The sequence below is a fragment of the Candidatus Hydrogenedentota bacterium genome, assembly GCA_019695095.1.
In the GTDB taxonomy this organism is placed as follows: Bacteria; Hydrogenedentota; Hydrogenedentia; order Hydrogenedentales; family SLHB01; genus JAIBAQ01.
Genome location: JAIBAQ010000087.1, coordinates 1 through 26023, shown reverse-complemented (window position 1 = coordinate 26023; position 26023 = coordinate 1). Strand labels below are relative to the sequence as shown.

20 protein-coding genes and 1 riboswitch are annotated in these 26023 nt (G+C 55.7%); all 20 genes read left to right on the top strand.

The annotated features are described in order from the left end of the window. Positions 1–1233 (top strand): respiratory nitrate reductase subunit gamma (gene narI / locus K1Y02_15060; protein MBX7257678.1); only part of this gene is annotated, 1233 nt, incomplete at its 5' end. Continuing rightward, positions 1233–2336, top strand: coding sequence for a cytochrome b N-terminal domain-containing protein (locus K1Y02_15055; GenBank protein ID MBX7257677.1), 1104 nt, complete (start codon positions 1233–1235; stop codon positions 2334–2336). The genes narI and K1Y02_15055, both read left to right, overlap by 1 nt. Beyond that, entirely contained in the window at positions 2336–2944 is a 609-nt protein-coding gene (locus tag K1Y02_15050; GenBank protein ID MBX7257676.1) for a hypothetical protein, read from the top strand. Before K1Y02_15055 ends, K1Y02_15050 begins: the two co-directional genes overlap by 1 nt. A gap of 27 nt (positions 2945–2971) precedes the next feature. Continuing rightward, a complete protein-coding gene (locus K1Y02_15045) occupies positions 2972–4486 on the top strand; it encodes an MFS transporter (GenBank protein ID MBX7257675.1) in 1515 nt (504 codons plus the stop codon). Between the two features lie 27 nt (positions 4487–4513). Next, positions 4514–6136, top strand: coding sequence for a hypothetical protein (locus tag K1Y02_15040; protein MBX7257674.1), 1623 nt, complete (start codon positions 4514–4516; stop codon positions 6134–6136). Between the two features lie 47 nt (positions 6137–6183). After that, entirely contained in the window at positions 6184–6681 is a 498-nt protein-coding gene (locus K1Y02_15035) for a molybdenum cofactor biosysynthesis protein (protein ID MBX7257673.1), read from the top strand. 38 nt (positions 6682–6719) lie between these two features. After that, a riboswitch (molybdenum cofactor riboswitch) is annotated at positions 6720–6846 on the top strand. Further along, the gene (locus K1Y02_15030) at positions 6837–8072 is read left to right on the top strand and encodes a molybdopterin molybdotransferase MoeA (GenBank protein MBX7257672.1); all 1236 of its coding nucleotides are present in this window, start codon (positions 6837–6839) and stop codon (positions 8070–8072) included. (Overlaps the previous riboswitch by 10 nt.) After that, positions 8069–9034 (top strand): GTP 3',8-cyclase MoaA, encoded by a 966-nt coding sequence (moaA, locus tag K1Y02_15025; GenBank protein MBX7257671.1) that lies wholly within the window; start codon positions 8069–8071, stop codon positions 9032–9034. Before K1Y02_15030 ends, moaA begins: the two co-directional genes overlap by 4 nt. A gap of 3 nt (positions 9035–9037) precedes the next feature. Then, positions 9038–10228, top strand: coding sequence for a putative sulfate/molybdate transporter (locus K1Y02_15020; protein ID MBX7257670.1), 1191 nt, complete (start codon positions 9038–9040; stop codon positions 10226–10228). After that, positions 10225–10725, top strand: a complete 501-nt coding sequence (moaC, locus tag K1Y02_15015) for a cyclic pyranopterin monophosphate synthase MoaC (GenBank protein MBX7257669.1) — start codon at positions 10225–10227, stop codon at positions 10723–10725. The genes K1Y02_15020 and moaC overlap by 4 nt, the downstream gene beginning before the upstream one ends. Before the next feature lie 5 nt (positions 10726–10730). After that, on the top strand, positions 10731–11717 hold the full coding sequence (locus K1Y02_15010) for an MOSC domain-containing protein (GenBank protein MBX7257668.1): 987 nt from the start codon (positions 10731–10733) through the stop codon (positions 11715–11717). After that, the gene (gene mobB / locus K1Y02_15005; protein ID MBX7257667.1) at positions 11714–12781 is read left to right on the top strand and encodes a molybdopterin-guanine dinucleotide biosynthesis protein B; all 1068 of its coding nucleotides are present in this window, start codon (positions 11714–11716) and stop codon (positions 12779–12781) included. The genes K1Y02_15010 and mobB overlap by 4 nt, the downstream gene beginning before the upstream one ends. Before the next feature lie 422 nt (positions 12782–13203). Continuing rightward, positions 13204–14586: a sugar porter family MFS transporter gene (locus K1Y02_15000; protein ID MBX7257666.1), complete on the top strand. Its 1383-nt coding sequence runs from the start codon at positions 13204–13206 to the stop codon at positions 14584–14586. A 305-nt stretch (positions 14587–14891) separates the two neighbouring features. After that, positions 14892–15779: a hypothetical protein gene (locus K1Y02_14995; protein ID MBX7257665.1), complete on the top strand. Its 888-nt coding sequence runs from the start codon at positions 14892–14894 to the stop codon at positions 15777–15779. Positions 15780–16597: 818 nt separating this feature from the next. Continuing rightward, positions 16598–19042 carry a protein kinase gene (locus K1Y02_14990; protein ID MBX7257664.1) on the top strand — a complete coding sequence of 815 codons (2445 nt, stop codon included), beginning with the start codon at positions 16598–16600 and terminating at the stop codon, positions 19040–19042. Further along, positions 19039–21579 (top strand): hypothetical protein, encoded by a 2541-nt coding sequence (locus K1Y02_14985; GenBank protein MBX7257663.1) that lies wholly within the window; start codon positions 19039–19041, stop codon positions 21577–21579. Before K1Y02_14990 ends, K1Y02_14985 begins: the two co-directional genes overlap by 4 nt. Next, entirely contained in the window at positions 21563–22957 is a 1395-nt protein-coding gene (locus K1Y02_14980) for an outer membrane protein transport protein (protein MBX7257662.1), read from the top strand. Before K1Y02_14985 ends, K1Y02_14980 begins: the two co-directional genes overlap by 17 nt. Before the next feature lie 33 nt (positions 22958–22990). Continuing rightward, positions 22991–23173: a hypothetical protein gene (locus K1Y02_14975; GenBank protein ID MBX7257661.1), complete on the top strand. Its 183-nt coding sequence runs from the start codon at positions 22991–22993 to the stop codon at positions 23171–23173. A gap of 375 nt (positions 23174–23548) precedes the next feature. After that, positions 23549–23812: a hypothetical protein gene (locus tag K1Y02_14970; protein MBX7257660.1), complete on the top strand. Its 264-nt coding sequence runs from the start codon at positions 23549–23551 to the stop codon at positions 23810–23812. Positions 23813–23931: 119 nt separating this feature from the next. Beyond that, positions 23932–26019: a sigma 54-interacting transcriptional regulator gene (locus K1Y02_14965; GenBank protein ID MBX7257659.1), complete on the top strand. Its 2088-nt coding sequence runs from the start codon at positions 23932–23934 to the stop codon at positions 26017–26019. The last annotated feature ends 4 nt before the right edge of the window (positions 26020–26023 follow it).

Below are 26023 nucleotides of genomic sequence, written 5' to 3'. Positions count from 1 at the left end.
CGATTCAGCTATTCGTCGCTATCGTCGCAGTTCCTGGAGAGCAAGCAACTGTTCTGGGGATCGATGCCCTGGCACATCGGCATTCTGATTGTCTTTCTTGGTCACCTGCTTCCCTTTCTCTTCCCGTCGCTTTGGCAGAGCGTCACAGCGCACCCTTACGCCGTCATTGCCCTTGAGGTCGTTGGAATAATTGCCGCTTTCATGGGACTGATTGGGCTCGTGGTCTTGTTGGTCCGCCGCTTGTTGTCGCGCCACCTTCAAGCGGTCACGACGCCCGTGGACTTGGTTATCTTGGGACTCTTCATCGCTCAAGTGCTCATCGGAATTCAGACTGCGGCGAGCCACCGATGGGGGTCCATGTGGTCCGTGCAAACGACTACGCCTTATCTATGGAGTCTGATCACCTTTCGTCCCGACGTGACGCTCGTGGAGTCTCTTCCTCCGACGGTGCGGCTGCACATCGCGACCGCGTGGGTGATTGTGTTGCTGCTGCCCTTTTCAAGACTGGTGCATGTCTTCTCTCTCCCTCTGCACTATCTGTGGCGCGCCCCACAGCAGGTGATATGGACCAACGCGCGGCGAGTTCGTCATATGGCGCCAGTTCTCAAGACGGCGGAAGAATCGCGTCGTCTCTTCCTGAAGGGAGCTATTGGGCTCGGGTCAGCGGGCGGACTCCTCAGCGTGGGTGTATTGGACAAGTTGGTGCGGTTCTTTGGTGGCCCCAACATGACACCTGAAGAGCAGGCTACCCTGCTGCGCAAGCGCCTTGAGCGGTTGGAAATGACAGCTGAGGAGCGCGAACTGGAATTGGAGCGCATGCGCAATGACTACATCCTGGTCGCCCAACTGAAGGACCTCTCGCCTCAGGATGGCAAGTACTTCATTGACTATCAGATGCGCCCGGCGCTCGCCTATCGAGATGCCTCCGGCCTTCCTCTACTGATAAGCGCGAAGTGCACGCACCTGGGATGCACGGTCGCCAACACGGTCGACGCAAACGGACGCGTTCTGTGCCCGTGTCATATGTCGTATTTCGATTTGAAAACCGGAGTGCCACAACCCGGATCGCCTGCGACCAAACCCTTGCCTCTTCTGGGGTGGACGCTTATGGATGCTGAAGGAAAGGTGTTGATGAGCCGAGGTCCAGACGGCAGGCAGGAGGGCGAGGTTTCACCGGACAAGCTGGAAGGCTGCATGGTCTACATCGCTAAGCGCTACGAGGAGATTGCGTAATGAGTTCGGAGCGCCTGAACGAATTGAGCGCCTTTGTACGGGAACGATTTCCGCTGGAGCACCTCAGTTACGACGAAATGGTCGGCAGCAAAGAGGTCCCGATCCATCGCATGAGTTGGGCCTATTACTTTGGCGGGCTGGTTCTGTTCTTCTTCCTCGTGCAACTTGGAACCGGCATCATGCTGCTCTTCTATTACCAGCCCACCGTAAGCGACGCGCACGCCTCGACGGAGTTCATCACCAAGAACGTTGGTGGGGGCGCGCTGATACGCAATCTGCACGCATGGGGATCGTCGGGCATGATCCTGTGCCTATTCGCGCATCTGATCACCACCTTCGCCATGAAGGCTTTCGAAAGGCCGCGCGAAGTGACGTGGATCACCGGCGTGGTCTTGTTCATGCTCACCTTCGGCTTTGGCTTCACCGGTTACCTGCTTCCGTGGCATCAGATTGCGGTAAACGCAACGAAAGTGGGCTTGCAGAGCATCGAGGAGGCGGGCCAGTACATGCCCGGATCCCTCTCGGAAATTCCGCGCCATATAAAAGAGCTGATTCAAGGCGAGGCCGCGGTAGGTCAAGCAACTCTTAGCCGGTTCTACGCGCTTCATGTCGTTATCCTTCCCCTTATGGTCTTTGCAACGCTGGGACTCCACGTGTTGCTGGTGCAATTGCACGGCATGAGCAAAGGCATTGACCGACCCACCGGCCGCACGGAGAAATTCTTCCCCTTCTTCCTGTTAAAGGACTTTTCGTTGTGGGGTCTCGTATTCCTCGCGGTCTTTGTCGTGGCGTTATGCCTGCCTTTCGAGTCGCTCTTCTCGTTTCCGCTGTTTCAACCGTTTGACCCATTGGGATCCACGCCAGATGGCATCAAGCCGGAATGGTACTTCTTCTTCCTGTATTACCCCTTGGAATTGCTTCCCTTCTGGGTCGTTATGTTGGCCATGACAGTCGCGGGCGCCGTCCTGTTCGCTACGCCATGGATCTTCCGGAGGACCAGTAGGAGAACCCTGTCGATTGTGGCGGTCGCAGCCACCATGTATCTCGTCATCATCACGGTGTTTGGAGACGCCATTTACACCTTCTTGAAGGGAGCGAATTAATGAACCTGTGTAGAGGGTTGTCGATTAGCATGGGCTTCTGTCTTATTGCGTCATGGGCGTGGGCATACCCCGAATTCCAGCAATATGTGCAGTCGCATTCGGGCCGCACCACCAACTGCGCCATGTGTCACAAGCACCCTGACGGACCCACAGGATTAAAGCCCGGGCAGATTGGCAGTCTCTCTGAAGAAGAGATGAATCAACTTAACCAAGCGAGGGCGGCATTTGAGCCTGGAAAGAACCCGCACAATCCCATTCTGAACGAGTTCGGTAACAAGATCATCGCGACGATAGGCAAAACGAAGTTCCTGGAATTGCGTCTGCACCCGCAGGACCTGCCTTCCGCATTGGGACAGGACAGCGACCTCGATCACGACGGAATCAGTGACGCGGACGAATACGTCGCAGGTACCCATCCCGTGGACGAAAGCAGCGGCATTCCGTTTCGGTTGTTTGTACACAACTTGAAGCGATACGCCTTTCACATCGTCATGATTGCCTTGGCCACAGGCGCCGGCGTGTACGGTCTGAATGCGTTGCTGAAGTGGTTCGATCTGGTGTTGCATCGAGGCAAGGCTGATGAACCTGAAGAAGCGCAACGCGCTTAGAGCATAAAGGATGCAAGAGGGATAGCAATGCACTCGCACGAACCTGGAAAAGCATACGTGGTACTTGCTCTGAACACGATTGCGTTCACGGTCTGTTTCGCATGCTGGATGATGAACGGCGTGCTCGTGACGTTTCTGGTAGAGAATCACATCTTCCAGTTTACGGAATCACAGATTGGATGGCTTCTTGGCATCCCCGTTTTGAGCGGCTCCCTGGTCCGGTTGCCCGTCGGAATTCTTACCGACAAGTTTGGCGGCAAGTATGTGTTCGCCCTGGTGATGCTCGTTTCGGCAGTCCCCATGTTTCTCCTGAGTTACGCAACAACCTACGCGCATTTCTTCTGGGCAAGTCTGGGGTTTGGCATTGCGGGAACGTCTTTTGCCGTTGGGATTGCCTATACGTCGGTATGGTTCAAGCGGGAGCATCAAGGCACGGCGCTGGGTATCTTCGGTGCAGGTAACGCGGGTGCGGCGCTCACGAGCATGGGGGCGCCGATTCTGCTTCGGTGGCTCACGGATAACGGGGAAAACGTGGAGGCCTGGCGGCAGATGCCGCGTATCTACGCCGTCGCATTGCTCGCAATGACGGTTCTCTTCGTGCTCTTTGCATCGCCGAAAAGGGTTGACGATTCGCACATTACAAGCTTCAGACAACGCCTTGCGCCCTTGCGTCATGCGCGCGTGTGGCGTTTTGGACTCTATTACTTCCTCGTATTCGGCGGATTTGTAGCGCTTGCCCAGTGGCTTATTCCGTATTACGTGAGCGTATACATGATGCCGTTGGCCATGGCGGGTCTGCTCGCGTCCATCTTCAGTCTTCCGTCCGGTGTCATCCGTGCGTTGGGCGGTTACCTTTCGGATCGCTACGGCGCTCGCCGGGTGATGTACTGGGTTTTGAGTTCGTGCCTTGTTTGTTGTGCGCTGCTCATTGTGCCGCGTATGGATATTCATTCTCCCGGGAAGGGGATCATCGCGAAGCGCGGGGGGACGGTGACCAGCGTAACGCCAAGCGAGATTGTAGTAGGCGATATTCACTACCCGCTGCGCGCAAACTCCGGCGATACGGATACCAAAGATACCAACATGCTTATCTTGCCTGCCCTAAGTACTTGGCAGGAGCCTGTTGTTGCCGCGGGAGATACCGTGAAGAAGAAGCAACTGTTGGCCTCGGGTATGACGCACATCTATTTTCAGGCCAATGTGTGGGTATTCACCGGTCTCGTATTCGTCGTCGGAATCATGATGGGCATTGGGAAGGCGGCGGTATATAAGCACATTCCCGATTACTTTCCAAAAGAAGTTGGCGTTGTTGGAGGGATCGTGGGTGTGCTTGGCGGGCTCGGCGGTTTCTTCTGTCCCATTCTCTTTGGGTACATGCTGGAATGGACTGGCTTGTGGATTACCTGCTGGTTCTTCTTCGCCGCACTGTCCGGGGTCTGCCTCTGGTGGATGCACGCCGTAATCCAACACATGATGAACAAAGAGGCGGAGCGCCATGCCCGCCGTATCGAACACGTCGCCACGGTCACAGAAAACGCATAGCAGCAGGGTGCAAAGGGGACAACGTCCATGGGCGCAATTACGAAATGGGAACCGGAAGACGCCTCGTTCTGGGAGTCCGAGGGCAAGCGGCATGCATTTCGCAACCTCTGGATCTCAATACCAAACCTCTTGATGGCCTTTGGTGTCTGGATCTACTGGAGCGTAATCATCAGCATCATACAAGGCGTCCACGATACGAACGCGGCCCTGTTCGACTTTAACAGTCCGGGCGGCGAGCCGCTGACAGGAACCGCCTACCAAGCTCTCCTCTACACGTTGCCCGCGGTAGCGGGATTGTCTGGCGCCACGCTACGAATTCCCAACTCATTCATGATTGCAATCTGTGGCGGCCGTAACGTCAAGTTCATGACCACGCTGCTTCTGATGCTTCCTGCCCTGGGCACTGGATTTGCCCTCAAGAATCCCGAAACGCCGTTCTTCACCTTCGTTGTACTGGCAGCCCTTTGCGGGATTGGCGGCGGCGCGTTTGCATCATCGATGTCAAACATCAATTTCTTCTTTCCGAAGCGCGTGCAGGGGCTATCGCTGGGACTCAACGCAGGCTTGGGCAATCTGGGAGTCTCCGTGTTTCAATTGGTCATCCCGTGGATTGTCACGTTCGGTCTATTTGGCGGCGAACCGTTCATCCTTAAAGGCTCGCCCGTATGGTTGCACAACGCGGGCTTCGTATGGGTGCCGATATTGGCTTTCCTTCTTCTGCTCGCCTACTTCCTGATGGACAACCTGCCTCTGCACTTCTCGGGATCGACCCTGTCCGCGGTTGGGAAGTTTCTTTGGCTGGAACTACTTGGTTACGGCGGCGTCGCAGTCTCCATTTGGCTATTGCTTCAATCGAAGGCATGGGGTCTTAGCGGACTAACGGAATTGGGCGCTACGTTGGTGAATGTCGTCGTGGCGATTGCCGTGACCATGGCGCTGATGCGATTCGCAACGCCCAAACCTACGAGAGAGAACCTGAAAAGGCAGTTCGCGATCTTTGGCAACAAGCACAACTGGATCATGACCTACCTCTACGTCATGACCTTCGGAAGTTTCATCGGTTATTCCAGCGCGTTTCCAAAGCTGCTCAAAGACGTCTTCGGCTACATTCGCGTCGACGAACACGGGATGAAGCTCGCCGAGGCCGTGGTGAATCCCAATGCGCCAGACTTTCTCAAATACGCCTTTCTTGGCGCGGCGATGGGCGCGGCGATTCGACCTGTTGGGGGCTGGATATCCGATAAGCTCGGAGGAGCGCGCGTAACGCAGTGGGACACAGTCATTATGATTTTTGCGGCGCTGGCTAGTGGCCGGATTATCAAGCTTGCCAGTGTCTCGCCAAAACCTGAAACGTATTTCATCCCGTTTCTTCTGCTCTTTGTCCTTCTGTTCGCCACCACCGGTATCGGAAACGGTTCAACGTTCCGCATGATTGCCATCATCTTTTCAAAGGACCAGGCAGGTCCCGTACTCGGCTGGACCTCGGCAGTGGCGGCATACGGCGCCTTTCTGATTCCCACGGTGTTCGCCATGCAAATCAAGGCGGGGACTACCGAGTACGCCATGTACGGGTTCGCCGCATACTACGTGACTTGCCTTGCACTGAACTGGTGGTACTACGCCAGAGCAGGAGCCGAGATCAAATGCTGAATAACAATACCCCCCAGCCCGTGGCAGCTTGTGGCGAGTCTTCTGCGATGAGCAGGCAAGACCAGATCATTCACCACATCTACATATCTCCGGGACACAATTATCGTGGCCATCACGGACGAGAGCCCGATGCCTTCCCTCTGACAGAACTGGAAACGGCGCACTGTGTGGCCGGCAAGGGCATCGAAGGGGATCGCTATTTCGGTTACAAAGAGAACTTCAAAGGCCAAATTACATTCTTTGACTGGGACGTGTTTTGCGACTTGTGTCAGGCGCTTAATATTCACGACAAGCCGCCCGCCGTGTTGCGGCGCAACGTGGTGGTCCAAGGACTCGACCTTAATGCGCTCGTCGGGAAAAGGTTCGACATTCAAGGGGTCATTTTTGAAGGCACCGAAGAATGCAAACCCTGCTACTGGATGAATCGCGCGTTCGGGCCGGGCGCCGAAGACGCGATGCAGGGCAGAGGCGGCTTGCGCGCCCGGATAATCACCAGCGGCTCAATTCAGCGCCAGCCGGACAAGCAATGCTCCGTTAACGCATAGCCAACAAATTCGGGAGTGCATATGCACATCAATCGTTGATTTACATAAGTCTCCGAGCCGCCAGACCTAAAGGGAGATCTTCCCCATGGGCTGGAGGCCGGTTAGGGTGCTGCGGGAAACGGCTACGCCTCCCGTCTTTTGGAAAGGAGACTGAGATGATAAGGCTTCAGCACGCCTGGGAAATCCTGGCGCGCGAAATCACCCCTCTTGAGACACACCACGTGCCGTTGGCTCGTGCGCAGGCTGCATACTTGGGCGAGTCCGTTTTGGCCAGTGAGGACATCCCGAGATTCGATTGCGCCGCCATGGATGGTTATGCGTTGCGCCACGCTGACGTAACCGGGACGGACACTCGCCTGATTGTCGCTGGCGAGATCTTTGCAGGGTCGAAGGAGATGCCTCACACGCATCCCGGACATTGTCACCGAATCTTCACCGGTGCCAATCTCCCACTCGATGCGGACACAGTAGTGCCTGTCGAGCAGACATCGACTCGCTCATTCTCCGATGGGGCGGGCTGCGCCGAGGTTTGCATCCTTGAGTTACCAGAGAAAGGTGCGTACATCTATCGAAGGGGAGGAAACGCTCGCTCGGGAAGCACATTGCTTGCAAAGGGCTCGCGGGTTGGCTCGCGTCAGATTGGGCTAATCGCCACGACGGGGAGAGCCACTGTCTGCGTGTATCGTCGCCCGCGGATACGTATCCTGAACACCGGCGCGGAACTGACCGATGTGAATGCACCTGCCGATTCACATCAAATATACAATTCCACCGGGCCTATGCTTGCGGCAGCCCTCGCCGAATCTGGTTTCCACGAGGTGGCATGCGAAACCGTGCCGGATAATGTGGACGCAACGATTGAGTCAATTGCCGCGGCTTGCGCGGTGTCCGATGTGGTGATAGTGACCGGCGGCATTTCCGCCGGACTCTACGACTACGTGCCGAAGGCCATACAGGGGCTCGGCGGCGAAATTATCTATCACGGTATTGCCATGAAGCCGGGAAAACCGCAACTGTTTGCCCGAAGTCCATACGGTATTCCCATTTTTGGGCTGCCCGGAAATCCGCTCAGCAGCGTCGTCGGCTTCTATGAATTGGTGCTGCCCGCGATTCGCCGTCTATCTGGATGCCCGATCGAAACGTGCCGTCCTGAGTTGGTCCTCCCGTTGACAAACGAAATGAGGAACGATAGTGAACGATTGATGGTCGTTCCGGCCCAGATCGCACACAAACCCAACGGCAGTTATGTGAGCCCCCGGCCTCCTACCGGTTCCGCGGACCTCGTGACAAGTGCAACGGTCGATGGCGCAATCCTTCTGGATCCCAATCTGGGTCAAGTACAGGCGGGCACACCCGTAGCCTTCCGTCCTTGGGGAGGTCTCTTCTCATGATTTATAGAGGTATTTCGCTGAGGATATCCGTGACTGAGGCGTGTCAACTGCGGTGCGTCTATTGCAGGGCAGAGACGAACGCGCAATCGCATCCTTCGAATCGGCCCCGGCTTGGAAACGCAGAGCTCTTGTCTTTGGTTCGCCTACTTCACGAAACAGTTGGGATTGCCAAGTTGCGATTCACCGGCGGCGAGCCTCTGCTTCGCCGCGATCTGCCGGCACTAATAGCCGGATGTCTCGAACTTGGAATCTCTGATCTCTCGCTTACCACAAACGGACAACGGCTCGCTGAGCAAGCTCCGATCTTGCGCAAGAGTGGGCTCGACCGAATCAACGTAAGCCTGGATTCGCTACACCCCGCAACATTCGCGCAGGTTACGCGTGGTGGGGACTTGTGCGCGACTCTTGCCGGAATCGATGCCGTGCTTGTCCAAGGGATGAGTCCAGTAAAGCTAAACATGGTCGTTCTTCGCGGAGTTAACGACGACGAAATCGTCAATATGCTTGAATTCGGCTTTAGGACGAGATGCCAAGTCCGTTTTCTGGAGCTCATGCCCATTGGCGTAGCCGCAGCCACATTCAGTCAACGCTTTCTGTCGTCGAGTGAGGTTCTGGACCGGTTGGCAACAGACTACGAATTCGAAGAAATACCCGGTGTAGCAGGCGATACCAGCAGGAACTTCTGGGTGGAAGACAGTCGGGGGCGCAGAACCATGTGTGGTTTCATCTCCCCCACAAGTCAGCCGTTCTGCGATGGATGCAACCGTTTGCGTTTGACTCACGACGGCCGGCTCCTCGGCTGTCTGGCCCATCCCGAGAGCCTTGACCTTCTGCCGGCGCTAAGCGCGGCAGCCAAGGGTGACTGCGGTCTCTTGGCGGATGCAGTGGCAGATGCTCTCGCAATGAAGATGCTGCCTCGGGAGCTGTCCAGGCAGCGAGATATGGCGAGAATAGGAGGTTAGTCAATGCCGCACATCGCCAACGCGCGTTCCGCGCAATTTAAGTGCGGCTTGCGATTCGATCGACGCGAGATCTCCGGTGCTTTTGGTGATCTGGGTACCGATCTGCCACTGCTTGCCGGAGTTATTCTGGCCAGCGGCATGGACAGTGGATGGACCTTCGTGCTCTTTGGACTAATGCAAATCGCAGCGGGAGTTATTTATGGCATTCCGATGCCCGTTCAACCCCTCAAAGCCGTGGCTGCGTTAGTCATCGCGCACCAGCTCGATCCGTCGGTGATTTCTGGAGGTGCCTTTTCCATTGCGGTGATCATGCTCGTGCTGACTCTCGCTGGGGCAATCGATGGGCTTGCCAGGCTGATTCCCAGGAGCGTCATTCGCGGTGTTCAGTTCGGCTTGGGCTTAAGTCTTGGATGGCTGGCACTGAGCAAATACCTTCCTTCCCATGGCATCTCAGGGTGGTTGCTTTCGGTGACGTGCCTGACCATCCTTCTTGTATTCAAGCGAGAAAAGCGTTTCCCGGGCGCGATTATGGTGTTGCTCATCGGCGTAACCTACGCTCTCTCCACAGGAGCGGATCCCGGTACTCTCAGTCCCTTCTCAATGCATTTTCAAGCGCCGGCTGTACCGGCTCCGCAGGACCTCTGGTTAGGTCTGATTCTATTAGCGCTACCTCAAGTGCCCCTCTCAATCGGCAACTCAATGCTCGCCACCCGGCAGCTTGCCGACGACTGGTTTCCCGAGCGCCGTGTCACACTGAGGAAGATTGGAGTCACATACTCCATGTTCAATTTCATTGCTGCGCTTTGTGGAGGAATTCCGGTCTGTCATGGTTCGGGTGGCATGGCGGGCCAATACGCATTCGGTGGCCGCACAGGCGGCACGGTCGTCATTAACGGTCTCTTCTATCTGGGAATCGGGGTCGCTTGCTTCTTCGGCTTCAATGACATTGTGGCTCTCTTCCCTTTGCCCGTTCTGGGAGCAATCCTCCTGATTGAGTCCATCACTCTAATGACTTGCGTAAGAGATACACTGCAACCACGATTCGATGGAGCGATTGCCTTGAGCGTCGGTCTGATCGCGTTCTGGCTACCTAACGGCTTCCTCATTGGCATGATGGTCGGCGCTTTGGCAGAAGCTCTGCGTCGATTTCCTTTTAGCGGCACTATTCTTCAGTCGGAGCCAACCAAACAATGACAAATCCTTTCTATTCCCACCTGGATGATCACGGCCGTGTCCGGATGGTAGATGTCGGCGATAAACCGCTGACTCGCCGCACCGCGAAGGCTGAGGCACGAGTTCGACTCAATCCCCAAGTGGCGGCACAAGTAGCCAACACCGGTGCAATCGCGAAAGGAAATGTGCTGGAGACGGCGCGTATCGCTGGAATCATGGCGGCAAAACGTACCGCCGAGATTATCCCCATGTGTCACTCGCTCATGCTGGATACCGTGAATATCGATATCTGCTTCGAGCAACAAGAATTGGTCATTGTGGCTGAAGCCCGTTGCACTGGGCCGACGGGGGTCGAAATGGAGGCGATGACGGCGGTCACGGTTGCGGCTCTAACTGTATATGACATGTGCAAATCTGCCGACAAGAACATCGTCATTACGTGCGTTCGCCTGCTGGCAAAGTCTGGCGGGAAATCCGGAGATTGGACAGCACCCCATCTGACGGTGCGGGAGGACTGAATATCATGGGACGACTTGAAGCTATCTGCATCAGTGAACGAAGAGGTATACAGAAACGCGCTCTACGCTATGGTGAACTGATTGTTAACCAGGGACTGGAGGGAGACGCTCATTCCGGGCCCTGGCACCGCCAATTGAGTCTGCTGGATTATTCGGACATCGAGTGGATGCGCTCTAAGGGTCTGCAGAATCTCGAGCCCGGCGCTTTCGGCGAAAACTTGGTGATCGCAGGTATTAATTTGGCATCGCTTGGCTTGGGAAGCCGTATTCGCGTCGGCGCCACCGCGGAGTTGACTGTGACCCAACGCGGAAAGGTCTGTCACAATCGCTGCGAGATCTTCTACAAGGCAGGCGACTGCATTATGCCAACCCGCGGCGTCTTCGTCCGCATTCGAACGGGGGGAAGTGTTGTCGTGGGCGACCCCGTAGACGTGCTTGAAACCATTTCTCCCCAGTTGTTTCAGGTCGTAGTACTAACGGTGAGCGACAAGGGGTCACGGGGCGAACGCATCGACACCGCCGGCCCGGCCGTCGCTCAGCAATTACGCGATCAACTGCCGTCTCACATCTACACAAATGAGATCGTGTCTGACGACCAGGAACAAATCGAAGATCGCCTCAAGCACTATGCCAGTGGTCACGGTATCGACCTTGTTGTGGCAGTCGGAGGTACAGGATTCTCACCGCGCGACGTGACCCCGGAGGCCGTTTGCGCGGTCGTAGAACGCTTGACCCCCGGACTCGATGAGGCCATGCGTCGCGCATCTTTCGAGCGAACGCATCATGCCATGCTCAGTCGAGCAACCTCCGGAATACTTGGGCAGACTTTGATACTCTCATTACCAGGTTCGGAACGGTCGGCGATTGAGAATCTAAACGCGATTTTGCCTGCACTGCCTCACGGTCTGCAGAAACTGCGGGGCGACACCACTGACTGCGGACCGCGACTGACCAACGTGACCGCCGATCCGACTCCCGTAGCCGCGCTATGAACTTGCCGCACCACTGGCCCGTGGTCGGTATCTGTGGCTGCAGCGGCTCGGGAAAGACGACACTAATCGAACAGCTTGTGCCCCGGCTGCTGCGCGATGGCCTTGCTGTTGCAGTCATAAAGCACAATACGCATCCGTTCGACGTCGACCACACGCGCAAGGACAATGCCAGGTTCTTCAAGGCAGGCGCTACGGTGTTTTCGCACGAAATCGACCAGCGCTCTATCCGTCTCGCATCCAGGGACGACCTCGCGTTGTTCCACGCCTGCGAATCAATGCTGCGCGAGCACGATCTGGTAATTGTGGAAGAACTTTCGGCCAGTGTATTACCTGCAAAACTTCGGCTCCGGTCTGCCAAGGAGAATCATCCGCCTCTCCATTCTCAGGCTCCACGTGCTGAACTCGGGTGGAATGAAGACCGCGTCAGCGTGGCCCATGCGCTCATCTCCAAGTTGATCAGAGAGTCCATGAAAGCCGTGCCGCTGCACGCAGGCATTCTTCTCGGAGGACGTTCTACCCGCATGGGACGCCCCAAGCACCTCATGCGATTGGATGACAAGACGTGGCTGGAACGGCAAGTCGCGATCCTCGCATCCGAAGTGAACTCAGTTTGTTTACTGGGTGAAGGCGAGCTTCCCGGCGCATTATCGGGACACGTTCAGTTGCCTGATGCGCCTGGTAAGCGCGGGCCGATTGCCGGTATAACCTCCGCCATGCGATGGGATCCCCGCGCTGATTGGCTCTTCCTGGCATGCGACATGCCGTTGGTCACTTGCGAGGCCGTGCGATGGCTGCTCGAGCAACGTATTCCGGGGCGTTGGGCAGTTATGCCGCAACGGCGTGAGTCAGGCCAGATCGAGCCGCTCTTCGCATGGTATGACCATCGGTTGATGGCCGCGATCGAATCAGTGGACCGCCCCATTTCTCTTGCAGCACACACGAAGACAGCCCTTGTAGCAGTTCCAGAGGAGTACGACCTGCAATGGGTGAACTTGAATACGCCTGACTCGCTTTACGAGTTCGATCTCTGTTGCCGCGACGCTAAGATCAAGCAGCCGGATTGAGTACTGCGTGTGAACCCCATGTTGTCATGAATAGACCCGAATAGAGCCCGTAACTCGGTATCCGCAAGACGAGCAGCTCCGGGAACGCCGACTCTCATGCTCTGCACCAAGAGAGGAGTGGCGAAAAGCATGGCACACGGCATCGTGATGTGCAGTGACGTGAGATGCACAACGGCAGCCTTTGGGCCATAGACGGCTTCCGTTCAGAATTGGCCGCACCGCATCAAGAATGCCTTGGAGCGCGGTGTTTTCCTTCCTGATCAAGGCCAGACGAGACAGCCGCCTTCACCGCCCGACGCGCTGCAATCACGCGTATGAAAAACTCGTCTTATCCTGTCTTTAATACTGCCAAGTGGTGTTTTCATGCGCCTTAATGCTAGCGTTTGCTACTAAGAATCGGCTCAGGAAAACAAGGAACTGACATGAGCAACAAAGCAGTGGCAGAAGAGGGAAGTTTACTCTATTTGACCGGAGTCTGTTTGGTCGCGACGTTGGGAGGGCTCCTGTTCGGCTACGATACGGCGGTTATCTCCGGAGCGATAGGATTCCTGCAGACGCGGTTCACGCTTGGTCCTACGGAAGTTGGGTGGACGGCATCAAGTGCGCTGGTCGGATGCATCTTGGGCGTGATGGTGGCGGGGGAAGTAAGTGACCGATTTGGGCGACGCCGCGCGTTGATTCTGGCCGCGATCTTGTTCTTGGTGTCCGCCATAGGCACGGCGTTACCACGAAACCTGACGGAGTTCATTATCTTCCGGATCGTGGGAGGGGTGGGTGTTGGCATCGCTTCGATGGCTTCCCCCATGTATATCGCCGAGATCTCCCCTTCCCATCTGCGTGGACGGATGGTGTCGATTAACCAAATGGCCATCGTGTCAGGAATGCTGGCGGTTTATTTCGTCAATTTCTACATCGCGCGACAAGGAGACGAGGCGTGGAACGTACAAGCTGGTTGGCGCTGGATGTTTGGTTCAGAGGCATTGCCTTCACTGGTATTGCTGATATTGTTGTTCTTCGTGCCTGAGTCTCCGCGTTGGCTCTGCAAGCGGGGCCGCCGCAATGCGGCTCAGGTGATACTGCAGCGTGTCGGAGGATCGACACACGCCGAGGCAGAGCTGAAAGAAATCGAGACTGCCGTGGAACGCAAGAGTGAATCCATCACCCAATTATTTGAGCCGGGCATACGATTTGTATTGGTCATAGGTGTCACACTCGCGGTTTTGCAGCAAGTTACGGGGATCAACGTCTTCTTGTACTACGCCCCCGAGATCTTCAAGAAGTTTGGAGAAGGCTCAGACGCCGCACTATTGCAGACAGTGGTAGTGGGCGCGGCCAACATGCTATTCACGCTGGTAGCGATAGGCACCGTGGACAAGCTGGGCCGCAAGCCTCTGATGATGATTGGCGCCACGGGCATGGGCATCTCTCTCTTTGCGATCGGCTTTGGTGCATACATGCAGCGCATAGAATCATGGGCATTGATCTTCATTCTAGGTTACATAGCTTCTTTTGCATTGTCCCTGGGGCCGGTAGTGTGGGTCGTGCTCTCGGAAATCTTCCCGACTCGAATCCGGGGACGCGCCATGTCCATTGCCACAATGTTCCTGTGGACCTCCAATTTTATCGTTTCACAGACGTTCCCCATGATGTCGGAAAACCCGTATCTCCTGGACAAGTTCCATGGGGGCTTCCCATTCTGGGTCTACGGAACACTTTGCGTCGTCACGTTGCTGTTTGTCCTCGTGTATGTCCCGGAAACCAAGGGCAAATCCCTCGAGGAGATTGAGAGGATGTGGGTTAAGTAACGGTCTCGCACCATGGAAGTATGGAAAAGGTTACAGAAATGACTCCCGTTCTCCTGCACGGGGGATTCTCAAGAAGAGCGCTGGCAATAGTAGCGCTTGGTCTGGTGATAGTATCGATATCTTCCGCGTTGGAGACCGGAGCATCTATCGGAAAACCATATGAAGTAGACTTCCGGTTTCAGCCGCCCGAGTGGTAGACCTCAATCTGTCTGGTTGATGATTGGCAGAAGACGCTCGTAGACAAATCGGGTGCATTGCTCTACGACTATCCTGGACCCTTTGGCGATTTCGGTACGAGGGTAGAAGTGGGTTTCGCCGATGGCGATACGGAATGGGTATGGCAGACTCTTGAGGACGCACGGATTCCAATCCTGACGACGTTTATGCGTAATGAGTCACTCGCTCTTGAACTGTGCGCTTTTGCGGTAGCCGGCAATGCTGCCCAATCACTCGCGGCACCAACCCCAGAATCGGTGAAGACGAGCTTGGCGCGCGGATTCGAGGTGGCTGGCGACCATCGTCCCCGTAGCGCGTGGGCCCAGCCGAATTCCGATGCTGAGCCTGCATTTAAAGATGTCTATATGCGAATGAACCATCCGCTTCGCTACCGTTTTGCGGCTCAACCGGATAGAACATTCTGGGTTGTATTCGGTTTTTGCGAAGGTGCATTGACTGAAGAAGGCCAGCGCGTACTTGATCTCAAGATTGAAGGTCGAACGATTGAGACGGTTGACACCGTTAAGAAAGTTGGAAAGAACAGTCCTTTCGTCGTCTGTACGGAGGCCACGGAAGCCAATAGGGATGGCTTTATCGACGTCGAAGTGGCTGCAGCGCCTTCCGCCAAGGAAATTAATCCTATCCTCAACGCCTTGTGGGTGTTCGAGAAGAAGCCTGATGAAGCTTCCGTTATCGCTGGAGCGGTTACGCGCGATGCCTATGCATATCTACCCTGTGGCGATGCCTTGTCCATGCCGTCGCGTCCGCCGCGAGTTGGCTTAATGCGTGTAACGGTCAATAACCGAGGAAAAGTAGTCGCCGACAGCAAGGCAAGGATTACGATACGGTCTGCCTCGACTATCGCATTTGACGAATTAACGGGCACTGTCTTTTTGGGCCAGGCCCGGCATGACGACCGCACTCAATGGTGTCGCCACCCCTTTCGGCCCCTTAACTTTCCGACTAACGATATCTGAAGACGGCCAACTGGCGACATTGTATCTGCAACCACTTTCCGATGATTCATGCTCAAAGATCGCCGTACACCTGAACCAATGGTCAGGCGAAACCAAAGATGAAGTGCTGGAATTGACTCCAAATCGAGAGAACAACCTGACCATTCCGATGGGAATGCGTTCGCACAAATAGGCCAGCCAAGAGACGACGGTGGCGGAGCCCGCAGTGTTGTTTTCGGGCGCTTCGGCGGTGGAGTCTGACGTACGTGTCAGGACCATGTGTCAATATCGTTGCTTCAACGTTACGCTCTCGTGCGGCACTTCAAGCAGAGAATTTGGCGCTCTCACCGGGGCATTTGTGCGGGCCGATGATTCCCCGATGCAGGGACTAACTACAACCCACGCATGGAATTTGAGGAGGCGTCGGATTCCCGCTTTGGGGCTGCTTTCCCCAGGAGTCAACCGGCAGTTCCAGCCTGCCGTTGAAGCGCGTCCAGGAAAGGGAGGAGGCAGTCGGTGGGGTTTTGGGGGATGACAGTCTACTTTTTGTTGATACTCGGCGTCCGGAACTATCCAAAGTCTTGATCATGCTTCCCTCCCTACGTTGGCGAGACCAATCCGCATATTGCTGCTTCGCTTAATTGCATTGGGGTTTGCCGTGCAAAGCGTGCCTGAACCCTCCTGTTGGCACGGACCATGCTCCCACATATTCTATGTTGCGAATCAAGACCTTAGGTTGACATAGTATGAGCAAAGTCAGACTTCAGCGAGGTACTGAGGGTAGCACAGAAGGAAGAGGATCGCTGAGGTGCAGGGTTCAAGTTCGGGGGATTCCGAGCATGACGGATGACAACAGCACTATACCCGGGCGGAAACAATCAGAAGAACTGAGAGACAAGCAGGCCAATCATTCAGCCCCGGCCCGGGTGGTTGAATTTGGCAATAGTCCGAGCCCCTCCAATATTTCGGATGATGCAACTGTCCGTGACACAATTCTTGGAGCACGGATCGGCACATACCAAGTTGAGACCATCCTCGGTCAAGGAGGATTTGGCTCTGTCTACAAAGCTGTCGACACCATGCTTTGCCGCCCTGTCGCCCTCAAGGTTCTTCGCAACCAGCTCGATACCAAGCATCGGCAACTGTTTGAGCGCGAGGCGCGCGCTATCGCAAGCCTGCGTCACCCCAACATCGTCCAGATTCACCAATGGGGCGAATACCTCCAACACAGTTTCTTCGTACTTGAATATCTCCCTCTGAGTGTTGCGGACCTAATCAAGGGGCACCGCGAAGGAATTGATTGGATGAGTGCCCTTCCTCTCGCCATTCAGTGCGCGGATGCATTGAGTTATGCACATGATCAAGGAATTATCCATCGTGACATTAAGCCTCCCAACTTGCTGTTGGAGACCGAATCAGGTCCTATCAAACTCGCAGACTTTGGTCTAAGCCGATACAGCGATTCCATTGACACCACCATCGCGGGTACTGTCAGCGGGTCGCCTCCCTACATGTCGCCCGAGCAGGCCACGGCCCAGCCCGTTGACAATCGTTCTGACATCTTCTCCTTAGGTGTCACGCTTTACGAAATGCTAACAGGACAGCGCCCCTTCGAAGGGAGTACCGCTGGCGAGATTATCCGGAATATAGTCGAGAATAACGCCGTGCCTATCCGTGATCGTCGCGCCGACCTGCCTGCCGGAATCATTCATGCTGTTGAGAAGGCCCTTGCACACAAGCGAACAGATCGCTATCAGTCCGCTGCCGAGTTTGCCCAGGATCTTAACGAGGTTTTGCCTGAATCGTCGCGACTCCAAATTACGCACGTGACCCCGCCTGCTTTGCGAGGTAACTCGGGACTTGTGCGGCCGAAGCGCTGGCACTTGATTGTATCTTTCGCTGTTCTGCTCATTGCTGTCGGCGGCTTATGGTCAATGGTGACGGGGGGAAACAAGCCCAGTGTGGCCCTTGCACATGCCGATATGCTTCTTGAGTCCGGTGACGCCAAAGCCGCAGAGGCAGCTTTCATTACCGCGATGGGGCAGTCGCCTTCAGATGAGGCTGACTATGGTCTGGGCTACTCTTACTTGCGCCAAGGACTATTCGAAGATGCTGCGAGAGCATTTGGCAGTGTTGACAAGGTCGCCCTGCGTACGGAGGGGCTCTCGGCAGTTGCCTGTGAGCAATTGGATGCAGAGCAGGCGCGTGCCTCACTTGCCGATGCTCTCCAAACAGCGAAGACCCCCTACCTGCAAACCTTGGTAGGCGCACTTGACATCAGCGCGTCGCAGTACGAACAGGCCGCCGATGTGCTGCAACGTGCCCAGACCGGTCCTTTCATTTACAAATGGCAGGAGGCCGAGTGCTTGCTGGCGCTTGGTCAGGCCTACTTCCATCTCAAGAAGTTCGATGAGTGCGCTCGTGCTTTCGAGAACCTCCGCAGTGTGTCCCCTAATCACGCAGAGGTTGCAGACGGCTATCTCCGCATTGTGAACAATGCCGCGGACGATGTGCGACGTCAGCAGGTGCTCAAACGGGCCGCAAGCATTCGGCAACTTATCGATAGCGGTGTTGCGTCTCCGAGTGTCGACGATCCCTGGAAGAGCCGTCCACTTACCTGCATCATTCTACCTGCCGAAGCTTCGGGCAGTATCGTCGTTGCAGAGCGCGGGCTGATCGATATTCTTCCGATGCTGGTGGGCGATTCGCTGTCCGAGAGTACTCCCATGACGCTCGTGGATCGCGAGCTGATTCAAGATGTTCTATCGGAGCAGGAAATCTCTTCATTACTCGGCTCACAGACCGCACAGCTTCGACTCGGACAAGTTCTTGGCGCTCGCCTTCTCATTCAGGTCAGGGTCATTTCCATCGAAGGCCAGGAAAGTCTGCGACCATACATCGTCGATACGGAGAGTACGAGGCAAGTCAGTGCCAGTATGGTTCCCGTCAGACCGCAGGTCGGTATCCAGGAAACGGCCAAGGCTGTGGCCGATGAGATATGGTCCGCTGTTCGAAAGGCATACCCCCTGCAAGGTCGCTTGTACGCGAAGGACGGCAGGGCAGAGATAGATATCGGCGCAGGAGTGGGAGTGGTTCCCGGAACTCGATTTGAGATTCTCATGTCACCAGGGCAGCCTTCTTTGAAGGATCGCCTCGCTATCGTCGAGGACTCTATTGCGCAGTCTTCGGCGACGGTGCGCCTCGAAAACCTGACGCCCGACAGTATTCCTCCCGAGGGATGGTACGTGCGCAGTGCTTGGATAGAAGGGCAGGGGGGACAATGAATCATGTGAGGTTGGCAGCGCTCGGCGCATGTATATTGACCTTCGCCATCGGGTGTGCCACGACCGGCGGCGATAGAGCACAGTATCAAAAGGACGGCGTCCAATATGGTGTGACAAAGGGGGCATTTCGAGGAAGGTGGTGGAATTACTACGAGCGGGGTCGTTCTTTTCAAGATGGCGGCTTTTTCAGGGAGGCGGAACAGGATCTCCAGACTGCAGTGCGTCAGCGCGGGCGCGATCAGTTGTGGGCCCGCACCTATGGTCTCCATTTCGTGCCGGAGTATTTCCCGCACCGTGAACTGGGAGTAACCTACTACTATCAAAAACGATTTGAGGAGGCCGCCTCGGAACTTGAGGTGAGCCTGGGATATCGCTATTCCGCTCGCGCGGCCTATTTCCTCAATCTTTCCCGCCGAGAACTCGTCCAAGCGAGGTCTGGACCGCACGCCCCTCCAACGATCACGTTTACCAAATCGCCACAGGGGGATGCGCTTGGCGTTTCAGAGACGGAGATATCCGGTGTCGCCGCGAGCGAGAACTACATTGCACGCCTGTGGGTGGGCGACCATGAGGTAGAGGTTCCCGTTACTTCACGCGAGTTTCTGTTCTCTCAACGTGTAACGTTGACACCCGGTATTAATGACCTTACCGTTATCGCCGAAGACCTCGCCGGTATGCGCGCTACGCAATCCCTGAAGCTGCAAGTTGACCTCGACGGCCCTGCCGTCAGTTTCGACACGCCAATCGTAGTTCCAGGCACTGTACATGGGGTTGTCTTTGACCCGGACGGGGTGGCATCGCTTAAGGTTGCGGGGAATGACGCAACACTTACCCTCGGTGGCAACGGATCTGTTGCTTTCGTGATCGACGTCACGGGTCCCGATAGCGCAGGACAAGCACTCACGTATGAAGCCAAGGACAACCTCGGTAACACAACAAAAGGCGTGGTCCCCGGCGATGCACTGCGCCTGACTTTCAATTTGATGGGATCTGTCCAGCCTCACTGGCGCCCTGAAGACTCTCGAAATACTGCGCCGCCGATTCTGTTGCGTCTTGCCTCGGGTGATCCTTCTGCAGAGTCTCCTCCCCCCCTGCGCATCGACTTCCAGAACCTTCGCAACGGCCAGCAGTATCAGCGCGATGAGATCGTTGCTTCGGTACGCATTGAGGGAACTGGACCAGTCGCTGATGGGTCTATCAACAGCTACTCGCTCACGCTAATCCCCGACCGTGCCATCCAGTACGTCAGCCGTCGCGTTTCGCTAAGCGAAGGGACAAACACGTTTACAGCCTCCGCACGTGATTCTCATGGCAACTCCGGCAGCGCTACTGTCACCGTCGAAAGGAAACCCACTATCCTGGAGGCTCCCGAGAACCGTCTCACCGTGACCTCTCTGGGATTGGTCTGGGCTGGTAATGCTCCCAAGCTCGAAGGCGAGCGCGAATTTCTGTATGACCGCCTCAACCAGAGTATGGCCGAACAAAATCGATTCAACTTTGCCGACCGAAGCTTGATGCCGCAGATTCTGGATGAGCAGCAGCTTAGCGCTGTACTTGGCTCACGCGAAGGACGCCTTACCCTCACCCAAGTGACTCCTGCTGAAGCAGTCGTAATTGGCCGAGCTCGCCGAGACCCAACTTCGTTGGAAGTCGTCATGGAGGCATTCAGCACAGAAACCGGCCTTTCGATTGCCCGCGCGGACGTCGCGGGACGTGCCGATACCGTGGAAGAACTTCAACAGTTGATTGACGATCTCGCCCTCCGTGTTGTACAGGAGTTTCCCCGAGCGCAGGGGGAGGTCGAAGATATCCGGGGCAGACTCTCGGACGCTTCATACTCTTCAGTAAGTCCCGTGATCGCAATCGTTGGATTTTCCGCCGCCAATTCTGAATTGACCGAAGCCCAGGCCGAAGTGATTCAAGACGAATTCGAGCGGTCATTGCGCAACTCAAATACGCTGAAGTTTGTCAATCGTGAAGTGATGGCCAACCTGCTTACAGAGCAACAACTCAGTGAGGCTCTCGGATCGCGTGACGCTTTGCTTGCTACGGGCAAGACCCTGGCGGCCGATGTGCTCATTCGCGGGCAACTATTTTTGCGCGCGAAGGAGCTTCTGGTTTCTGCCGAATTGATAGACACTGCCACATCGGAGACTATCAAGCGGAGCGAGGCCAACGCTCCTTTTGCCTCCGAAGACGACCTGAGGCGCGTGGGCGCAAGACTCGCCGTCGAAGTACAGAGTGCCCTTGCAGGTTTCGAACCCAAACGCCAGGTAAGTGCTATCCCTGAGTCATTTGTTTCGACCTTAGGCCGTCTCAGCCTCGTGCGCGAGTCAACAAAGTGCCTGGTCTACCGTTACGGCCCCGACATCCTGGATCCCGCTACAAAGGAGGTTCTCGGCCGTGAAATCACGCTATTGGGAGAGGGCTTGGTACGTTCCCTGAACGACACCTCAAGCATTGCAGACGTTGTGATAAGTAAACCAAGCGCAGCGCCGCAACCTATCACGCCGGGGGACTATGTCATCACCAAGTAAACGCGCCTGCCGCGCACTGTTCATATTATGGGCTGCAGCGTCTACACTTGTGCATGCCCAGGAATTGGAATTCAGCGTCTCGCCAAGTCCCGTGGGTTCTGGTGCGCGCGCTGCCGGCATGGGGGATGCCTTCGTTGCCGTGGCTGACGACGCGACCGCTGCGTCATGGAATCCTGCAGGCCTCGTTCAATTGGAACGGCCTGAAGTTTCCGTTGTTGGATCCTACAACGGAATCATCGAGGAGTTCGGCGCAAGCTGGCATGACGAGATCGATTCATGGCATCGCGAAAAGAGCATAGACGTCAACTTCCTGAGTATTACCTACCCACTGCCAGTCTTGGTCTTGGGACGGAATATGTCCGTTGGTCTCTACTATCAGCAGAAGTATGATTTCTCTCGCCAATTCAAACTGAAGTACAACTCGGGGCAGACACGGAATGACGGCAATGTCCTGAGTCAGTATGACCGTACGGAATTCACGCAGGATGGCAGCCTTAGCACCATCACTCCGGCGTTTGCAATTGAACTGACCAAGCGTCTTTCACTTGGCGTGGCTGCCAACTTCTGGCGAAGCACGCCGATTTCGGATAACAGTTGGACGCAAACCATCGAGGGCCGCTCGCTTGCCCAGCAAGGCGCCAACCTCTTCTATACTCAGTTCAGCAAGGAAGAGGAGTACAGCGACTTTTCAGGAGAAAACGCCACGTTCGGGCTGCTCTGGAACGTGACCGACAAGTGGAACGTAGGTGCGCGATTTGACTGCGCCTTTACTGGGGAAGCAGACTACTCCATAACGTCGTCTCGGTCTATCATGTCCTTCACTCCGGGTGCCTCCGGAATGCCACTGCAGTTGGCACCTTTCACAAACAAGGAGAAGCGCGACGTCCATTTCCCGGCTACCCTTGCAGCAGGCGTGTCCTATCGGGCCAACGATAGGTTGACCTTGTCTTTCGACATAACATCAACCGATTGGAGCGACTTCTATTTCCGTGGGGGTAGCAATAACCGCATATCGCTGGTCAACGGCGGCAATCTCGAAGCTGTTTGGTTTGCACCTCGCTTTGAACGCACGTACACCGTACGATTCGGAACTGAATACGTCTTCATACCCCGGCAGCCTGAGGAAAAACTCGACCGACTGTGGACATTGCGAGCCGGACTCTTCTACGATCAGGAACCGGCGACGCACGAGCCTGACAACTTCTGGGGGGCCACTATCGGCCTTGGCCTGCTCGCGAAAGGAAGGGTAAATATCGATCTGGCGTATCAACTCCGCTACGGTCATGATGTGAACGCGGACTTTGTTCGCGGTATCGAGGGATTTAACGAAGATGCCTTCCAGAATCGTTTCTTAATCTCTACGGTGATTTATTTCTGACAATCAGCCGACGATCGAAGGAGAACCTGACCGATGAAGCACCTGAAACCTACCTCCCGCTGCAATCCTGCCATGGCTCAGTTTGAACCCGTGCTCAATCTCATTGGCGTCTTTTCGGCCATTCTGAACCTTCCCAGCATCCTGTTGGGGCAGGCGCAGGCCATCGGTAACATACTCCTTACGTTTACCCAACTGGACATGATAAAGAGCTCATAGCTGTTGACGTCTCTATTCAGTAGAGACCTGGAATTGGCCGTTTCCAAGGGGAGCAAGATACGTCTCGCTCCCCTTGATTCTATTACCGCGTATCGGAACTAGCCCGCTCGCGATGCGTATCCAATAACTGGATTACGGGCCCTCGGTCATCTCGCAGACTTGATAGCCTCCTGCCGTTCCCCGCACAGGTAACTCATTCCCTCCACGCTAGAGCAATCACTTACGCAACTTCTGACTTTGGCGCGCAAGTTGCATCTCTCTTGCTTCAAGCGTGCCGTGTAAATGGGGCATTGCCACGGCCCGCAAGCGGAACGGGGTGGGCGGATCTGAACGAGCCGCTCACTCCGACCGCGCTGATTGGATTGGAGTGACGCAATGACTAGTCCACACGACGGCAACTCACATCGCGAACCCAACGCCCAAAGCCTGGGACATTCTGAGAATCATCCGACAGGTACCACGCATGTCTTTGAAACTGAAGAGGCCTTCCAGCGACTGCTGTCTCGCTTCAATGGATCCACGAAGTTGGCAGCCCAGGCTATCGGCATCGAGGAAAAGACCCTACTGTCGTGGCTCGGCAAATGGCCATCCCAATCGCCGGATGTGCTGCACGAATCAGATCACGGACATGTCGGCTAGACTAACCGTCTTGCTGGCGTCTGTTTCACTGACTGGCTCGCTTTTGTCTTCGCACTATTTGTGCCACTGCGGTACAATCCACTCACTCAAGCACAAGAACCTGAGAAAGTAGTCTACCAATGCCGAATTCAATTCTATTCAGTCTGGACGGACTCGACACCGGTTGGAGTGCCATCGCCGATCGCGGACAGCCAATTTCGCTTCGCCTAGGACGTGGGCAAGAAAGTGACCTCATTGTCCCACACACTATTCCGGAGGAACTCCGTGCTTCCGTGTCCCGCGTTCATGCGCGCTTCTTCCGCCACGGCAATGTGTTCTGGGTAGAGGACCTCGGCTCAGTAAACTTCACTTTCGTTAATGAGCGCATTGTGCTCTCGCCGACGAAAGTCGAATTGCCAGTCACCTTGCGTCTTGGCGAGGTCGTAATTCGTATCACTCACGAGAACTTATCCCAAAGACTACTTGACAGCGTCCAGTCGACATGGCTCGGCGCTACCAACACAGGTGCTACTGAGACTCACCGTTTCGCACTGCCCGAATTGCATAGCGACCGGGTATTGCGCGAAATAGGCGGTCGCCTGCACTGGGCCGGCGCCCTCATGCACCTCGCCGGCCTCGTCGGCAGCGCGCGACGGGCCGATGATGCGGAGGCTCAATTCAGGCACCTCATGGCTTTGCATCTGTCCGCCCAGCGTGTGGAGCTTCTTCTTGACCAGCCTGCCTCTCGCATCCGAGGGGAACTGCGAGGACGCAATCTTTCCGAGGACTCTACCCTTGCCGTCCGCCGCATTCTTGAAGTGTCCCCCCGCCCTGAATCCGTCATGCGAGTCGACCTCTGTGAGCCCGCTTCTTTCGCATGGGTGCTCCGTTACCCATATCAGGGCGAAGAACATGCCTCAGTGCTGGTCGCGCGAGGCATTGCCCCAAAATACCGCGAAGACAATATGGAGGACGTTCACACGGTCGTTGCCGTCGCTCTCCGCATGATGGACCCTTTTGTTCGCACGCTCAGGGAACTCGAGACCCACCGGGCCGCTACGCCCTGTGCGATTCGCCACGAGATTAGTTCGCCAATGAAGGATCTGTGCGAGGGTGGGCGAATATGGGGGGAGTCGCCGTCGTTTCGCACTTCGCTGTACTACGCAGAACAGGCCGCGACACGCTATCTGCCCGCGCAACGTCATGATCGCAAGCTCTCCGTCGTCTTCTTTCTAGGAGAATCGGGAACCGGAAAAAGCGCCATGGCCCGTCTCATGCACCAGGCATCCAATCATCGTGCTGCGCGCTTCGAGGAGATTAACTGCGCGGCAATCCCTGTCACTCTGGCGGAATCGGAACTGTTTGGCTATGAAAAAGGCGCCCACGATAAAGCCTTTTCGGCAAAGCCGGGCTTGTTCGAGATCGCTGAAAGCGGGACGTTGTTTCTCGACGAAATTGGCAAGACCAGTAAGGACTTTCAAGGAAAGTTGCTTAAGGTGCTTGACACCGGCGAGTTTCGGCGGCTGGGCGGAACCCAAGTGCGAACAACCAACTGCTACGTCATTCTTGCCGCGAGCGAAGACCCGAAAGAGCTCTGCGACAAGGGATTGCTTCTCGAAGAACTTTGGTATCGTACGAACGCCTTGACCATTACCCTGCCGCCGCTCCGTGAGCGCGGTGAGGACATTGCCCTGTTGGTGAATAAGCAAATCGAAGCGCTCAACTCCACCTTGCCCGAGGATAAGCGTAAACACGTGACTCGACAAGTTATGGGCTTGTTCAGGTCGTATCCGTGGCCCGGAAATGTCAGGGAACTGATGCAATACGTGGAAGTCGCGCATGCACTGTGTCCCCCGGACACGAATGAGATTACTGTTCAAGATCTACCCCAGAACATTCTTCGTGCCCTTGGTATTGAAAAGCTCACGAGTAGCCTGCCGCTTGCGTTGACGGATACAAGCAAGCCATTGGACGACTTGGTTAGCTCACTTGAACGGGAGTACTTCGCGCGCATGATCAAAGAATGCAGTGGGAACCTGACGGAAGTGGCCCGCCGTTCCAAGAAGTCATACCAAACCGTGCACACGAAGTTGAAGACATTTCGCGCCTGGCTCGAATCAGACGACGAATCCCTCATCCAAGAGAAGGACAAACTACGTTCAATTGCGGGTCCCTATTGGTCGGTCATTCAGCGCGATGATGACCAAGGTGTGCCGCAGGAAGTCTGAGACG

What these genes read in the sequence shown, in the direction of transcription:
- K1Y02_15000 (MBX7257666.1), top strand. Translation starts at nt 13,204, where the DNA reads ATGAGCAACAAAGCAGTGGCAGAAGAGGGAAGTTTACTCTATTTGACC.
- K1Y02_14970 (MBX7257660.1), top strand. Translation starts at nt 23,549, where the DNA reads ATGACTAGTCCACACGACGGCAACTCACATCGCGAACCCAACGCCCAA.
- K1Y02_15055 (MBX7257677.1), top strand. Translation starts at nt 1,233, where the DNA reads ATGAGTTCGGAGCGCCTGAACGAATTGAGCGCCTTTGTACGGGAACGA.
- K1Y02_15035 (MBX7257673.1), top strand. Translation starts at nt 6,184, where the DNA reads ATGAGCAGGCAAGACCAGATCATTCACCACATCTACATATCTCCGGGA.
- K1Y02_15030 (MBX7257672.1), top strand. Translation starts at nt 6,837, where the DNA reads ATGATAAGGCTTCAGCACGCCTGGGAAATCCTGGCGCGCGAAATCACC.
- K1Y02_14975 (MBX7257661.1), top strand. Translation starts at nt 22,991, where the DNA reads ATGAAGCACCTGAAACCTACCTCCCGCTGCAATCCTGCCATGGCTCAG.
- K1Y02_15045 (MBX7257675.1), top strand. Translation starts at nt 2,972, where the DNA reads ATGCACTCGCACGAACCTGGAAAAGCATACGTGGTACTTGCTCTGAAC.
- moaC (MBX7257669.1), top strand. Translation starts at nt 10,225, where the DNA reads ATGACAAATCCTTTCTATTCCCACCTGGATGATCACGGCCGTGTCCGG.
- K1Y02_15040 (MBX7257674.1), top strand. Translation starts at nt 4,514, where the DNA reads ATGGGCGCAATTACGAAATGGGAACCGGAAGACGCCTCGTTCTGGGAG.
- K1Y02_14980 (MBX7257662.1), top strand. Translation starts at nt 21,563, where the DNA reads ATGTCATCACCAAGTAAACGCGCCTGCCGCGCACTGTTCATATTATGG.
- K1Y02_14985 (MBX7257663.1), top strand. Translation starts at nt 19,039, where the DNA reads ATGAATCATGTGAGGTTGGCAGCGCTCGGCGCATGTATATTGACCTTC.
- mobB (MBX7257667.1), top strand. Translation starts at nt 11,714, where the DNA reads ATGAACTTGCCGCACCACTGGCCCGTGGTCGGTATCTGTGGCTGCAGC.
- K1Y02_15050 (MBX7257676.1), top strand. Translation starts at nt 2,336, where the DNA reads ATGAACCTGTGTAGAGGGTTGTCGATTAGCATGGGCTTCTGTCTTATT.
- moaA (MBX7257671.1), top strand. Translation starts at nt 8,069, where the DNA reads ATGATTTATAGAGGTATTTCGCTGAGGATATCCGTGACTGAGGCGTGT.
- K1Y02_15020 (MBX7257670.1), top strand. Translation starts at nt 9,038, where the DNA reads ATGCCGCACATCGCCAACGCGCGTTCCGCGCAATTTAAGTGCGGCTTG.
- K1Y02_14965 (MBX7257659.1), top strand. Translation starts at nt 23,932, where the DNA reads ATGCCGAATTCAATTCTATTCAGTCTGGACGGACTCGACACCGGTTGG.
- K1Y02_14990 (MBX7257664.1), top strand. Translation starts at nt 16,598, where the DNA reads ATGACGGATGACAACAGCACTATACCCGGGCGGAAACAATCAGAAGAA.
- K1Y02_15010 (MBX7257668.1), top strand. Translation starts at nt 10,731, where the DNA reads ATGGGACGACTTGAAGCTATCTGCATCAGTGAACGAAGAGGTATACAG.